The following is a 14,385-nucleotide window of genomic DNA, read 5'->3' as shown; positions in this document are numbered from 1 at the left end:
GCCTTTATTTGTCAGGGAAGTTCTATCACACTAAACGGAAGCGGAACGGGAACCTTTTCATGGAGTCCTTCTACCGGATTATCCTCAACTACTATTTCTAATCCGGTTGCAACACCTGCAACTACCATCAGTTACATTTTAACTGTAAATGGTGGAGGTTGCACCGATAGTGATACCGTATTGGTGACCGTTTCTCCAACACCTACATTAACCATTAGCAACGACACCACAATTTGCATTGGTGAATGCGCCACACTTAACGTTAGCGGAGCTGATTTTTATTCATGGACTCCGGGAACTGGAATGACAGATTCAACAGCATCGGGTCAAACAGTTTGTCCGGCAACCACCACCACCTACACTGTAACCGGATATACGGTAAGCAACAACTCAGTGAACAATGGCGATTTCTCTTCTGGAAACACCGGATTTAATAGTGATTATATTTTCACTAACAACACCCAACCGGAAGGAACCTATTATGTTGCTACAGATGCAAGTATTTCACATCCTTCTTTTGTTGGTTCTGATCACACAACCGGAACCGGAAATTTCATGATTGTAAATGGATCCGGTACTCCAAATAGTTCGGTATGGTGTCAAACTATCAGTGTTCAACCCAATACCGATTATGTATTTTCCACCTGGGTGAGTACACTGGCACCGGGTAGTCCTGCCCTACTTCAGTTTTCCATTAACGGAACTGCATTAGGAACTCCATTCCAGGCACCGGCCGGAACGAATCAATGGATTGAGTTTTATACAACATGGAATTCCGGAGCAAGCACTACAGCAGTAATTTGTATCGTAAATCAGAATACAACGCTTGGCGGAAATGATTTTGGTTTGGACGATATTTTCTTCTCTGCTATTTGTTCTGCTACCGAACAAGTAACCGTTACGGTTAATCCACCTCAAGACGCTACCATTACCCAACAATCACCACTGTGTGCAGATGCAGCGGCAGTTCAATTAAGCGCTGTTGATGGAGGTGGTACATGGTCAGGAAATGGAGTTACAAGCGGAGGTTCATTTAATCCTGCTAATGCCTCTATTGGAAACAACATTATCACTTACTCCATTCCGGGTTCATGTGGTGATGTAGATACGATGACAATTGTAGTAAATGCTCTTCCAACCGCCAATGCAGGTGCAGACCAAATTCTGCCTTGTAATCCAAATCAGGTAAACCTGAATGGAACAGGTTCTAGCTCCGGTAATGGAATTACGTATCAGTGGACAGGTGGAACCATTTCCGCAGGTTCTACCACCACCACACCAACCGTTACAGCTTCAGGAACCTATACTCTGGTAGTGACAGATGCAAATGGCTGTGTTGCCAGTGATGTTGTTGTTGTAAACAATGCTACTCCACCGGTTGCAAGTTTCACAGCTACACCTACAAGCGGCACCATTCCTCTTGTAGTGAACACGACCAATACCTCCACCGGAACAGGATTAATTTATTTGTGGGATAATGGATTGGGACAATCCTCTACTGCAAGTGAACCAAGTTTCACCTATACAGTTCCAGGAAATCCGGACCTCATGTTGGTTGTAACGGATGCAAATGGATGTGTTGACACGGCATGGACTGTTCTAACCTTGTACGAAGAATATGAATTAATCATCCCCAATGTTTTCTCACCAAATGGTGATGGCACCAATGATGAATTTGAAATTATTCACAAAGGAATATCGATGATTCATGTTAGCATCTACAACCGCTGGGGAGTATTCATGACCGGTTACGATGGAATAACTCAAAACTGGGATGGTAAAAAAGATAATAAACTAGCTCCTGATGGGACTTATTTTTACATCATTAAAGTTACGAAAGTCACAGGTGAAGAACTTGAATTCAATGGAACTGTCACTTTAATGAAATAGTCGAACTGAAATTAGATCCCCGGCAAGCACCGGGGATTTTTTTGTGCGCATATTTTTTTATTTTTGCAATCCCAATCGGGATGTAGCTCAGTTGGTAGAGTACACGTCTGGGGGGCGTGTGGTCGCTGGTTCGAGTCCAGTCATCCCGACACCAAGAGGAGATATTTGTCTCCTCTTTTTTTTATCAAAGCCTTAAATTTTCAAATTTCTAATTGGACGAAAATTGAGGTGATTGCCTGGAAAATTTAGGAGCGCGTGGTCGTGCTGACTTTTACGTCAGCATCATCCCGACACCAAGAGGAGATATTTGTCTCCTCTTTTTTTTAATCAAACACCCCTTTCATCAATCCATTCATCTGTTTTCATTCAACATCTGATCAATAAAACGGACAATTATTTTCTTAAGGAAAACTGTTCTACATTTGCATTATGGAATTGAATCATCAGGAACTGGTAGAAAAAAACGCACATCGCATTCGAAAGAAAGTATGGGAAGCTGTGAACGATTTTGAAATGATTGTTCCGGGTGATAAAATTATGGTCTGCTTAAGCGGGGGTAAGGACAGTTTCACTATGCTGGACATGCTCTTGCATTTGCAGTTGGCCATGAAAAACAGCTTCGAAATTATTGCTGTAAATCTCGATCAAAAACAACCCGGTTTTCCTGAAGAAGTACTCCCCTCCTATCTTCAGCAACTTGGCGTAAATTTTAAAATTTACGAACGCGATACCTACTCTGTGGTGGTAGATAAAGTTCCTGAAGGAAAAACCATGTGTAGTTTGTGCTCCCGATTGCGCCGAGGTATTTTATACGATGCAGCAACGGAATTAGGATGCACTAAAATTGCGCTTGGTCACCACCAAAACGACATAATTGAGACTTTCTTTTTAAACCTTTTTTTCGCCGGTAAAATGGAGGCGATGCCCGCCAAATTCAGAACAGATGATGGTCGGCATGTAGTGATTCGTCCACTAGCCTATGTGCGTGAAAAGGATATTAGTTTTTATGCTTCAGAAAAGAAATTTCCGATTATCCCCTGTAACTTATGCGGATCACAGGAAAACATGCAGCGAAAGGTGATCAAGAAAATGATGAGCGACTGGGAAGAAAAGTATCCGGACCGCCAGCAAATTATTTTTACTGCTTTGGGTAAAATTCACCCTTCACATTTATACGACACGCAACTCTACGATTTTTTGCAATTAAAAAGCAAGCTTCCAGAAGAAGAAAATGTTTAATGCTTTAACAATTCTATCCGCAACATCATTAAAGCGGCAAGAGAAGCTCTGAGAATATTTCGCTCGCGGTTGTTTTCAAATAAAAATTTCCGACTGGTAACGCCTTTCGGACCAGCAACGGCAATCCAAACCGTTCCTACCGGCTTTTCTTCTGATCCACCATTTGGACCCGCTATTCCACTTACGGCAACTGAATAATCTGTATTCAGCTTTAATCTTACTCCTGCAGCCATTTGTTCAACTACCTCCTGGCTCACAGCGCCATGGTTTTTAAGTGAAGCTTCCTGAACATTTAACTGATTTATTTTTATTTCATTGGAATAGGAAATAATACTGCCTTTAAAATAATCTGAACTCCCGCTTACGGAGGTTATTTTATGAGCTATAAATCCACCGGTACAACTTTCTGCCGTAGAAAGCCAAAGCTTTTTTTCACGCAGCATATTCCCAACGATTTCTTCCAGGTTTTCCTTCTCAAATCCAAAATGAAATTCAGCTATTTGAGGAAGTAATTCCTGCTCAAAAAAGTGAATACGTTGTTTCAAATATTCCGCATCTTTTCCCCTGGCCGTTATTCTTAATTTAACAATACCAGGAGATGGCAGGTAAGCAAGCGACAATCCTTCTTTTCGAAGCTGATTCTCCCAATCCTTAATTTTTTCCGCTAAAAAAGATTCTCCGATTCCCTGCGTTAAAATGGTTCGATGAAGGATTTGTTCAGGATTAAAATGCTTCAGCAAGCGGGGCATAACCTCCTCTTCCATGAGGTATTTCATTTCATAAGGAACCCCCGGCATGGATACCACAATTTTACCCTCCTTCTCGAACCACATTCCGGATGCTGTTCCGACTTTATTGATCAATACCTGACAATCTTTAGGCAAATCTGCCTGCTGCCGGTTGGTCTCCAGCATCACACGTCCTCTTTTCAAAAAGAACTCTTCTATCCAATGCAAAACCTCTTCATTTCTTACCAGGGTAGTTCCAAAATACTCGCATAAAGCATGTTTGGTGATATCATCTTTGGTAGGACCTAGTCCACCCGTAATTAAGACGATTTGTGCCGACTGAAGACTTTGATTTAAGGCTGAAAAGATTTCATCCTTTTTATCTGCAATGGAAACTGTTTTTCTCACTTCAAATCCTGCACTATTTAAGCGCTCTCCCATCCAGGCGGCATTTGTATTGATGGTTTGACCGATGAGTAGTTCATCGCCAATGGATATAATTTCTGCTTGCATGCTTTAAAATTAACGGAAATTCTGCTGAAAATACGGCTTTGGTCAGGATGGCAAAATTTTTGTAAGTTTGATCATAAACTACTGATATGAACACCAAGCATCTTATTTTGTTTGCAGCGATCGTTGGATTTACATCCTGCACTGAACTTGAAAATACGCTCAATACCGCCAATCAGGTAATGGGAAATGGTTCCACTGAAAAAAAATTAACCAATGAAGAAGTAATTCGTGGTCTTCGCGAAGCGCTTTCTGTTGGAACAAATAATTCTTCTTCCTCTGCGTCTAAAGCTGATGGTTTTTTAAAAAATCCATTGATTTTTATTCCATTTCCTCCGGATGCTATTAAAGTAAAAGAAAAGGTTGAAGCGGTGGGAATGAAAAACCAGGTGGATAAGTTTGTAGAAACCATGAACCACGGTGCTGAAGAAGCGTGTAAAGAATCTGCTCCCATTTTCCTGAATGCCATTACCTCCATGAGCATTGGCGATGGTTTTAACATCTTAAACGGACCGGATAATGCAGCAACGCAATACCTGCAGGACAAAACCTCTAATGAACTTTATGCCACCTTTAAACCGAAAGTTCAGAATGCTTTAAAAACGGTGAAACTTACAGATTACTGGAATCCGCTCATCACTAAATACAATCAATTAACCGCTCTCACCGGTGGTGAAAAAATTAATCCTGATCTGGATGATTATGTCACCAAAGGTGCAATGAAAGGATTGTTTACACTGATTGCCGATGAGGAGAAAAAAATCCGTAAAGATCCTATGGCTCGTGTAAGCGACATTTTAAAAACGGTATTTGGTAGTTTGGATAATAAATAATCATGCATTACGGAGCTCGGAAAGAATCGGAACGTCCCATTGAGGAATCTGAATTAATTGTTACTCCTGCCGGTGCTATTTATCACCTAAATCTTTTACCCGAACAATTAGCCAACGATATTATTGTTGTTGGAGATCAGAACCGGGTTGCACAAATTTCCAGGCACTTCAGCAAAATTGAATGCAAAGTAGAAAACCGGGAATTTGTCACCCACACGGGTGAATACAATGGCAAACGAATTACAGCTTTAAGTACGGGAATTGGAACCGACAACATTGATATTGTGCTGAATGAATTGGATGCTCTGGTGAATATCGATTTAAAATCCAGAACCATAAAAAAGGAGCTCCGTTCTTTAAACATCGTGCGTTTGGGAACATCGGGCTCGCTTCAGGAGGATATTCCGGTTGACAGCGCTGTTATCTCCACTCATTCCGTCGGTTTTGATGGTGTTCTTGGCTTTTACGATTATAAACAGGAGCAGGAAGAAATTGATCTGGAACAACATTTCATCGATCATACGGGATGGTCGTCCCGACTAAATCCTCCCTATTTTGTTAAAGGTTCGTCGAGTCTTTTTGGTAAAATGTCGGCAGATATGATTCCAGGGATTACGGCCACTTCCAATGGATTTTATGGTCCGCAGGGCAGAGTTTTACGTATTCCCACTTATGATGCAGACATAAATGAAAAGCTTCGGAATTTCCGATTTGGGGATCATCGTATTTGCAATTATGAAATGGAAACTTCAGCCTTGTATGGCTTATCGGCATTACTCGGACACCAGGCCATCACGGTATGTGCAATCATTGCCAATCGTTATAAGCGGGAATATTCCAAGGATTACCATAAGACGATCGACCGCCTCATTGAAACTGTATTAAATCGCATTTAGGGTTTATTACGTTTCATTTGTTCATAATCAACATTCCTCTATTAAAAACTACCTCTTTGCCAACGTAACTTTGTCCTAACCCAAAAGGTATAAATAGGCAATCCTTCGGAATGGCAAATGAAAAAGAGATAAATGCTCTGATCACCCTGATCGATGATCCCGATGAGAAAATTTATTCTCAGATTCGGGATAAATTGCTTTCGTATGGTCCGGAAGTTATTCCAGCCCTTGAAAATTTTTGGGAGAATAACCGTTATGGTCTGGTTTTTCAAAACCGGATTGAAAATATCATTCACCAGATTCAGTTCGATAGTGTTCGCATTCAACTTGAAAATTGGGTGAACGAAGGAGCTAATGATTTGCTTCAGGGTGTATTATTGGTTAACCGTTATCAATATCCGGATTTGGATGAAGGTAAAATCCGAAAAAAACTGAACCAATTAAAGCAGGATGTCTGGCTGGAATTGAACGACAACCTTACTTCGTTTGAGCAGGTAAAAATTCTCAATCATATTTTATTTGAAGTGCATGGGTTTGACGGTAACAAGAAAAATTATCATGCGCCTCAAAATTCATATTTAAACAATGTTTTAGAAAGCGGAAAAGGAAATCCATTATCGCTTTCTATTATCTATATTTTGCTTTGCGAACAACTGGATATTCCGATAAAGGGAGTTAATCTGCCGAATCATTTTGTATTGTGTTATCTGGATGAATTGAATTTGCTTAAAAAATTGGGACAAGATCACCCGGACGGGGTGATGTTTTACATTAACCCATTCAGCCGCGGTACCATTTTTAATGCGAAAGAAATTGAGCAGTTCCTTGCTGAACTAAAAATTAAACCTCGTCCGGAATTTTTCCAACCATGCGATAATCTGGCCATCGTTCGCAGACTAATTACCAACCTGATTTATTCCTATGAAAAATCCGGATATCCGGATAAAGTAGAAGAACTAAAACTGCTTTACCAATGTGTTGATGCCGGCGAAGATCCGAATGGAACGATATAAAAAAAGGGGACAAATTGTCCCCTTTTTCATTGGAATATCTTTTCTCAGAATTTGTAATACACCGAAGTATTCATTCCAAATCCAAACATTTTTACTGCAGGATCATTTGCGTATTTAGTACCTGATGAATAAAAATCTTTAATGATTGGCTGATGATAAAGTACATTCATGCCCCAGGAAAAATGGAGGTTTACATTGTAATTAAATCCAACACCTGCATTAATGGTCATCATGTATTTTCTGAAGGAGGAATTTGGACTGAAATGTTGTGTTGATCCATCATAGGCATTCATTTCTTGTTTAGCCTGACGGAAAAAACTATTGTTTACACCAAGAATTCCGATCACATCCAAACGTGAATTGCTCAATAAAAAATAGGCAGAAACCGGAACCTGCGTATAATAGGTTTTAAAAACAGAAACCGGTGTGTAGGTGTTTTCGGGTGGACAAGTCAAACATTCATCGGTTCGTTCAAATGCTTTAACTGAGTTTTGCAAGCCGACTGAAATCAATACTTTTTCTGAAACTCCTTTTACAAATTCGAGTCCTAATGTCTGACTGAATTGTGGGTAGTACGAATAACCGGTAGAACCTGCAGAAGCTTTGTCTTTCCAAATGTAAAAATCCGGACCCCAGTTTAATCCAACGTAAGTGTTTTCAAAGAAATCTTTTTTCTTCTTTTTATCATCATCGCCAGCCTGGGCTAACAATGGCAAACTAAGTACTGCGAAAAGTAAAATTTTCCTCATCTGTCCGGTGTAAATTTCGAGGTCTGAAAATAAAACAAAGCGTGCAAAGTTTAACGGACCAAGGAAATAAAGTAATTCACATTTTTTTGTCGAAACATTTCGGTTTTGTTGATTATCAGTCAATTAAAACGAAACGAAAAAACTAGTCTTGTTAATAACGAATAAAGAATTGGGATGAATGCCTGTAACATCTCAATCGGGAGAGATACGATGGGGATCGTTATTGTCCATTTCGATCTGGTCTTTTACGAACTCGATCTTTTTGGCGATCATGGCAAATTCGCGGTAGTCCTTTTCAAGCAGCCATTGATAAGCGCGCTCATCCCCATCTCCTACCCTGGCCATCATTTCTAAAACAGGATATCCAAAACGATTCAACCATTCAAGGGCAACACTATTCCCTTCTGCACCATTGATCAGCGCCATTAAATGCGGGAATCCATTTTTCATTAACCATTCGCGGGCATCATCTTTATTCCGCAGCGCAAAAGTAAAAATGCCTAATTCAGGATATCCGTTTTGGATTAACCAATCGCGAATAGCAGCATTTCCGGAAATGGCTTCTCCCCAGGCCAGTAAAATTTTGGGTGGATATGAAATGTTTTTTACATCCATTTTTTTCGCTTTAAAATAATAATCAAAACCAGTGTAACGGTTATCATCAAAATCCAAACGCTGAGATATCCATATTTCCAATCGATCTCAGGCATTACTTTAAAGTTCATACCATATACTCCCACTATAAACGTAAGTGGAATAAAAATGGTTGAGATTATAGTGAGAACTTTCATTACGTTGTTTAAGCGATTGCTCAAACTCGATAAATGGACCTCCATTAATGAATTCAGCATTTCTCGGTAAACCTCTATCGAATCGGTTAGATACAAGGTATGATCGTATACATCTTTTAAATAAAACGTAGTGCGGTCATCAATCAAATTAGAAGTTCCTTTCATCAGATTTCCTACTGCATCACGAACCGGAATAATGGATTTTCTCAGACTCATTAATTGTTTTTTGAGTCGTTGAATTTCTTTCATTACCTCTATGTTCTTTTCATTCAGAATCGCATGCTCTAACCGGTCAATATCCTCATCCAATTCATCAACAATGATGAAATAATGATCTACTATAATATCGGAAAGTGCATAAGCTAAATAATCACTTCCGTTTTTTCGGATTCGGCCTTTTCCGTTTCTAATCCTCTCCCGAATGGTATCAAAAACATCACCCGGTGTTTCCTGAAAAGAAATTACCCAACTGTCGCCCAATACAAAACTCACCTGCTCCATTTCAATATCACGCGTGGCGTGGTTATAGGCGAGCATTTTTAGGGTGAAGTGAATGTATTTATCAAACTCCTCGATTTTTGGACGATGATTCGGATTCATTACATCCTCGAGTAGCAGCGGATGCAAATTAAATTGTTCACCTATGGCCTGAATGGTATCCGGATCGTGAATTCCATCTACATTAATCCAGGAAATAATTTTGGAGGATAAACAGTGTTTTAGTTCTTCGGGTTTTTCAACTTTAAATTCTTTAAAAAACTCTTCATTGTAATCCATTACAGATATTTCAACATCATGACCCTGCTCTCTTCCCATGTGAATGAGCGAACCGGAGGGTTGACCAAGTTTTTTACGAATGTCTGTCATTCTGAAATATCCTTTTTATATACAATTGTCCGGTGTGGATACGGAATCTCAATTCTCTCTTTTTTGAATCGCTCCAAAATAGATTTATTGAGATCACAAAACATATCCCAGCCCAAATCGAAATTGGCTGCCCAGATATAAGCGCGAATGGTAACGCCATTAGCACCTAATTCAACCACACGTAAATTGACTTCCGGTTCTCCTAAGCGAACTTCTTCGGCTGTTCTTCCATCGAGGTAATAGGGATGTTTTTTTATTTCGTCGGTAATAACCAATAATGCTTTATTGATATCGGTTTCATAAGCAACAGTGATATTCATAATACGGCGTACCCTTTCATCAACGATGTTGTTGTTGGTGATGACCTCCATATTGATGACACTATTTGGAATAATAATCCGGCGGTTTTGAAAATCGCGAATCACGGTGTGTCGTAGTGTAATATCTTCAACTGTACCCACCAATTCATTGGCAGCACTTCCATCCCGGCCAACACGAATTACATCTCCCACACGGAAAGGACGAGACAACACAACAAATATTCCGGAAATAATATTTGAAAAAGCCTGCTGTGATGCGAAACCTAAAACGGCTGCAAAAATTCCTGCGGATGCAAGTAAGGTTACAGATACTGCTCTAAATGGAGGAATAACATAAATTACACCAATGAATGCAATGGAATAAATTAATCCATTTAATGCACTTCTGAAAAATTTTAATCGCGTTGCATCAACTTTCAGGTAATCGGAATTGCGATGAATAAAACGATTCATCACCAATCGAACAATCTGCAATGCAATAATGGAAAAACCAATAATGATGGCAATTTTTACCAGCATCGACCATTCGAATGTATAGGGACCAATATCAAAGGTCCCCCATCCTTTCGTTATTTTGGTTACTTCATTCATTAAGCATGATGCTTAAAATTTCAGCTGCTGCTTTCGGAATTTTAGTACCGGGTCCAAATACCGCTGCCACACCGGCATTGAATAAAAAGGAATAATCCTGCTGTGGAATTACACCTCCGGCTACAACCATAATGTCTTCGCGACCCAATTTTTTTAATTCGGAAATTACTTCAGGAATTAATGTTTTATGTCCCGCCGCCAACGATGAAACACCAAGAATGTGCACATCATTTTCCACTGCTTGTCGTGCAGCTTCTGCCGGCGTTTGAAACAATGGACCGATGTCAACATCAAATCCCATATCCGCAAACGAAGTAGCAATTACTTTAGCCCCACGATCGTGACCATCCTGTCCGAGTTTGGCCACCATTATTCGGGGACGACGCCCTTCTTGTTTAGCAAATGCATCTGCTAAATCACAAGCCTTTTTAAAATCAATATCCTGCATAGCTTCGGATGAATATACTCCGGAAATGGAACGTATTTGCGCTTTATAACGACCATACACTTTTTCTAATGCCATAGAAATTTCGCCCAATGTCGCTCTGTTTCGTGCAGCATTAACAGCAAGTTCCAATAAATTCCCGGTATTATTTTTTGCAGCTTCTTCTAATTCAAGCAAGCATTTTTCAACCTCCTGCTGATTCCGTTCTGCTTTCATTTTTTGGATGCGTTCAATCTGCGATTCACGCACTTTATTGTTATCAACTTCCAAAATATCGATCGCAACATTCTCTCCGCTTTGATAGCGGTTTACCCCTACAATCACTTCTCTACCCGAGTCAATCCGTGCTTGTCGACGCGCAGCAGCTTCTTCAATTCGCATTTTAGGAATACCTGTTTCAATGGCTTTTGCCATGCCTCCTAAAGCTTCTACCTCTTCTATTAATTTCCATGCTTTATGCACCAATTCATGCGTGAGATTTTCTACATAAAAAGAACCACCCCATGGATCGATGGCTTTACATATATTGGTTTCTTCCTGTAAATAGAGTTGAGTATTTCGTGCAATGCGTGCAGAAAAATCGGTGGGTAATGCTATGGCTTCATCTAATGCATTGGTGTGTAAGGATTGTGTTCCTCCGAATGCAGCAGCCATTGCTTCAATACAGGTTCGGGCAACGTTGTTGAATGGATCCTGTTCAGTTAAACTCCATCCGGATGTTTGACAATGCGTTCTTAATGCAAGTGATTTTTCATTTTTCGGATGAAACGATTTTACAATCTTACTCCACAATAAACGACCTGCTCTCATTTTTGCAATTTCCATAAATGGATTCATCCCAATAGCCCAAAAGAAAGAAAGACGTGGAGCAAAATCATCAATATCCAGACCGGCTTCCTTACCGGTGCGCAAATATTCTAATCCATCTGCAAGGGTATAGGCCAATTCAATATCGGCAGTAGCACCCGCTTCCTGCATATGGTAACCGCTAATGGAAATGCTGTTGAACTTGGGCATGTATTGCGAAGTGTATCGAAAAATATCTCCGATAATCCTCATGCTTGGTCCGGGAGGATAGATATACGTGTTCCGAACCATGAATTCTTTTAAAATATCATTCTGTATGGTACCGGATAATTCTTCCGGTTTTACACCTTGTTCTTCTGCTGCTACAATGTAAAATGCCATAATTGGAAGTACCGCTCCATTCATGGTCATCGATACGCTCATTTCATTCAATGGAATCTGATCGAATAAAATTTTCATGTCCAGCACCGAATCAATAGCAACACCTGCTTTTCCAACATCACCCGTTACCCGCGGGTGATCGGAATCGTATCCACGATGAGTGGCAAGGTCGAATGCAACGGATAATCCTTTTTGACCAGCAGCCAGATTCCTCCTGTAAAATGCATTCGATTCTTCAGCCGTACTAAATCCAGCGTACTGACGAATGGTCCACGGCCGAATAGTATACATACTGGCATATGGTCCGCGTAAATACGGTGCCAATCCCGCTGCAAAACGTAAATGTTCGATATGTTTTAAGTCACTTGCCGCATAAAACGGTTTTACGTCAATTTGTTCCGGGGTTTTCCATAATTCACCTTGTGAAGAAGAAGTTTCATTCTCCTTTTGTTCCAATGGTGTTATGGTTGAAAAATCAATTCTCATGGTGTTATTGTTTAAGCCAAAGAGTGGCTGAATCCATATCATTAAAAATTCGCGACGGTATAGAGGGACGATTTAAAATCATAAAAATATTCATGATCACTTTCGATACCGGTGAGTCGATTAAAGCTGCTGCTTTTACAAATGCAATTCCCATATGTTGAGAAATCACTTTACGATGCTCCGGTTCAAATTTGGAGACGCCCCTCAGGTCGCTTAAAAATTTTATTTTTTCTCCTTCTCTTAATCCATCAATTGCCTTAATATCCAATTCCAGCATTCTCAAATTAATGGCTTTCCCGGCTGCATCGTATTTGTACGACAATATCCCGTCGGACCAAAGATAAAACATCCCGGTACCGCCTTCCATCACTCGCACTATTTGAGCATCGTGCCTCAAGCCATCTCCTTTTTAATTAAATCCGATAAGCGTAATAATTGAACTGAATCAAACTCGTTTAACGTACCGGAAGATTGTGCTTTAGGCAGAGTTGCAGTTTTTTCTTGTTTGTTGTGAAACACATTAACACCAATCATTTTCAATTTTCCGGATTCAAAAAGCTGCTTTAACTTTTCAGCGCTCGATTTAATTTCGTTTTGAATTTTTCCTTTTTCGATGGATGAAATAAATCCTCCATCTTTTTCCAATTGCTGAAACAAGGACCAGGAAGCATTTACCAATTCATCCGTTAAATGCTCAAAATAATAGGAACCACCGGCCGGGTCTGTCACTCTACCCACATGTGATTCTTCTTGTAATACAAGCTGAATATTCTTACCGATACGAAGCGCAAAATGTTTATCAGCATCCACACTTCTGTCAAACGCCTCTACCCGATACGCATTGCACGATCCGGAAGCGGCTGCAAAAACCTCGGTGGTAAAACGAAGCAAATTGGTATAACGATCATAATCGGACCGGTATAAATCTGAGCTTAGTCCAAAAGTATACGGCAATAAGGTACAGGCATGTTCAGGTTGATGAGCCTTAACAATGGTTGCCCATAATTGACGAAATGCACGGTATTTACAAAGTGTCATGTAAAAATCGGGACCATTGGCAAACCGAAATTCGATATGGGTAACTGCATCTTCTAATTTTATTCCGGCATTCAGCATCATGTGTAAATATTCATATCCATGTGCCAGCGCAAAAGCTAATTCCTGAACCGTATTTGCACCTGCATTGTGATAGATTCCTGCATCAACGGTAATGCTGTGCATTAAAGGAAACTCAGAACCGCGACTTAACACGTGACTCGAAAAAGCAGATTTAAAATCCTGTTCAAATCCACCGGCTAGTAATGCTTCTCCAATGGGATCGGAATAAATTCCAGCACGTAATAATGCCGGATCTCCTTTATAGTATTCTTTTAACTTGTGGATTAGTGTTGCTTTGTTTTTTCCGCTATGCTCAAATCGTATTTCCACATAAGGCAATTCAATTCCATTCAGCAATTGATTTAAATCAACTGAACTTAGATCACCTGAAAACGTAATTGAACTAGCCCCATCCGATAAAGCCTGAAGCGCTTCTTTATTGGCAGAATGGTCATCAGCCTGGTAATCCACCTTAAAATCAATTTCCCATGCATTAAAAGGCTTATTGATTCCTCTCCGGTAGGGAGCAGTACCTGGGACACCAACGTTCTTTTTTAATTGATCATAAAAAGGTTCAAGGCGAATTCCTTCAATGGTATTCCATACCAGCGTGTCTTCAAACGATTTTCCTTTTAATTCCTTAAGGAGGGCAGACATCCATTCATCTGCGTCTACCGATTTAAAATCCTTAAATAATTCGTTTTCCATAATGTGTGGTCAATACCACAAAAATAGGAAAAG

The 14,385-nt window shown here is 40.0% G+C and carries 13 protein-coding genes and 1 tRNA gene; 6 read left to right on the top strand and 8 right to left on the bottom strand.

The window, feature by feature from the left end; translation table 11 throughout:
- From K1X56_04330 to ttcA, 3 genes are all read left to right on the top strand, one after another.
- Positions 1 to 1,890: gliding motility-associated C-terminal domain-containing protein (locus K1X56_04330; GenBank protein ID MBX7093925.1), on the top strand; the 1,890-nt coding region annotated here is incomplete at its 5' end.
- A gap of 76 nt (positions 1,891 to 1,966) precedes the next feature.
- Positions 1,967 to 2,039, top strand: a tRNA-Pro gene (locus tag K1X56_04325).
- Between the two features lie 280 nt (positions 2,040 to 2,319).
- Positions 2,320 to 3,129, top strand: coding sequence for a tRNA 2-thiocytidine(32) synthetase TtcA (gene ttcA, locus K1X56_04320; GenBank protein MBX7093924.1), 810 nt, complete (start codon positions 2,320 to 2,322; stop codon positions 3,127 to 3,129).
- Here the strand turns inward: ttcA and K1X56_04315 are convergent.
- A complete protein-coding gene (locus tag K1X56_04315; protein MBX7093923.1) occupies positions 3,126 to 4,370 on the bottom strand; it encodes a competence/damage-inducible protein A in 1,245 nt (414 codons plus the stop codon). The genes ttcA and K1X56_04315 overlap by 4 nt on opposite strands.
- An 86-nt stretch (positions 4,371 to 4,456) precedes the next feature.
- Here K1X56_04315 and K1X56_04310 point away from each other — a divergent pair, with 86 nt between their 5' ends.
- From K1X56_04310 to K1X56_04300, 3 genes are all read left to right on the top strand, one after another.
- Positions 4,457 to 5,200 carry a DUF4197 domain-containing protein gene (locus tag K1X56_04310; protein MBX7093922.1) on the top strand — a complete coding sequence of 248 codons (744 nt, stop codon included), beginning with the start codon at positions 4,457 to 4,459 and terminating at the stop codon, positions 5,198 to 5,200.
- A 2-nt stretch (positions 5,201 to 5,202) separates the two neighbouring features.
- A complete protein-coding gene (locus K1X56_04305; protein MBX7093921.1) occupies positions 5,203 to 6,096 on the top strand; it encodes a nucleoside phosphorylase in 894 nt (297 codons plus the stop codon).
- Between the two features lie 110 nt (positions 6,097 to 6,206).
- The gene (locus K1X56_04300; GenBank protein ID MBX7093920.1) at positions 6,207 to 7,109 is read left to right on the top strand and encodes a transglutaminase-like domain-containing protein; all 903 of its coding nucleotides are present in this window, start codon (positions 6,207 to 6,209) and stop codon (positions 7,107 to 7,109) included.
- 44 nt (positions 7,110 to 7,153) lie between these two features.
- Here K1X56_04300 and K1X56_04295 read toward each other — a convergent pair whose 3' ends face one another.
- The 7 genes from K1X56_04295 to K1X56_04265 form a co-directional block, all read right to left on the bottom strand.
- Positions 7,154 to 7,858: a hypothetical protein gene (locus K1X56_04295; protein MBX7093919.1), complete on the bottom strand. Its 705-nt coding sequence runs from the start codon at positions 7,856 to 7,858 to the stop codon at positions 7,154 to 7,156.
- A gap of 192 nt (positions 7,859 to 8,050) precedes the next feature.
- Positions 8,051 to 8,473: a hypothetical protein gene (locus K1X56_04290; protein MBX7093918.1), complete on the bottom strand. Its 423-nt coding sequence runs from the start codon at positions 8,471 to 8,473 to the stop codon at positions 8,051 to 8,053.
- Positions 8,464 to 9,516: a magnesium/cobalt transporter CorA gene (gene corA, locus K1X56_04285; protein ID MBX7093917.1), complete on the bottom strand. Its 1,053-nt coding sequence runs from the start codon at positions 9,514 to 9,516 to the stop codon at positions 8,464 to 8,466. Before corA ends, K1X56_04290 begins: the two co-directional genes overlap by 10 nt.
- Positions 9,513 to 10,427, bottom strand: a complete 915-nt coding sequence (locus K1X56_04280; protein ID MBX7093916.1) for a mechanosensitive ion channel family protein — start codon at positions 10,425 to 10,427, stop codon at positions 9,513 to 9,515. Before K1X56_04280 ends, corA begins: the two co-directional genes overlap by 4 nt.
- Positions 10,420 to 12,546: a methylmalonyl-CoA mutase gene (scpA, locus tag K1X56_04275; protein ID MBX7093915.1), complete on the bottom strand. Its 2,127-nt coding sequence runs from the start codon at positions 12,544 to 12,546 to the stop codon at positions 10,420 to 10,422. Before scpA ends, K1X56_04280 begins: the two co-directional genes overlap by 8 nt.
- 4 nt (positions 12,547 to 12,550) lie before the next feature.
- Positions 12,551 to 12,913: a hypothetical protein gene (locus tag K1X56_04270; protein ID MBX7093914.1), complete on the bottom strand. Its 363-nt coding sequence runs from the start codon at positions 12,911 to 12,913 to the stop codon at positions 12,551 to 12,553.
- Positions 12,914 to 12,939: 26 nt separating this feature from the next.
- A complete protein-coding gene (locus K1X56_04265; protein ID MBX7093913.1) occupies positions 12,940 to 14,352 on the bottom strand; it encodes a hypothetical protein in 1,413 nt (470 codons plus the stop codon).
- Positions 14,353 to 14,385 lie beyond the last annotated feature (33 nt).

This window comes from Flavobacteriales bacterium (assembly GCA_019694795.1).
Lineage (GTDB): Bacteria > Bacteroidota > Bacteroidia > Flavobacteriales_D > UBA2798 > UBA2798.
This window is presented reverse-complemented; position numbering and strand designations above follow the sequence as displayed.

Coding starts and splice junctions, on each gene's coding strand:
- scpA (MBX7093915.1), bottom strand. CDS start 12,546: ATGAGAATTGATTTTTCAACCATAACACCATTGGAACAAAAGGAGAAT.
- K1X56_04310 (MBX7093922.1), top strand. CDS start 4,457: ATGAACACCAAGCATCTTATTTTGTTTGCAGCGATCGTTGGATTTACA.
- K1X56_04280 (MBX7093916.1), bottom strand. CDS start 10,427: ATGAATGAAGTAACCAAAATAACGAAAGGATGGGGGACCTTTGATATT.
- K1X56_04315 (MBX7093923.1), bottom strand. CDS start 4,370: ATGCAAGCAGAAATTATATCCATTGGCGATGAACTACTCATCGGTCAA.
- K1X56_04305 (MBX7093921.1), top strand. CDS start 5,203: ATGCATTACGGAGCTCGGAAAGAATCGGAACGTCCCATTGAGGAATCT.
- K1X56_04300 (MBX7093920.1), top strand. CDS start 6,207: ATGGCAAATGAAAAAGAGATAAATGCTCTGATCACCCTGATCGATGAT.
- ttcA (MBX7093924.1), top strand. CDS start 2,320: ATGGAATTGAATCATCAGGAACTGGTAGAAAAAAACGCACATCGCATT.
- K1X56_04265 (MBX7093913.1), bottom strand. CDS start 14,352: ATGGAAAACGAATTATTTAAGGATTTTAAATCGGTAGACGCAGATGAA.
- corA (MBX7093917.1), bottom strand. CDS start 9,516: ATGACAGACATTCGTAAAAAACTTGGTCAACCCTCCGGTTCGCTCATT.
- K1X56_04295 (MBX7093919.1), bottom strand. CDS start 7,858: ATGAGGAAAATTTTACTTTTCGCAGTACTTAGTTTGCCATTGTTAGCC.
- K1X56_04270 (MBX7093914.1), bottom strand. CDS start 12,913: ATGGAAGGCGGTACCGGGATGTTTTATCTTTGGTCCGACGGGATATTG.
- K1X56_04290 (MBX7093918.1), bottom strand. CDS start 8,473: ATGGATGTAAAAAACATTTCATATCCACCCAAAATTTTACTGGCCTGG.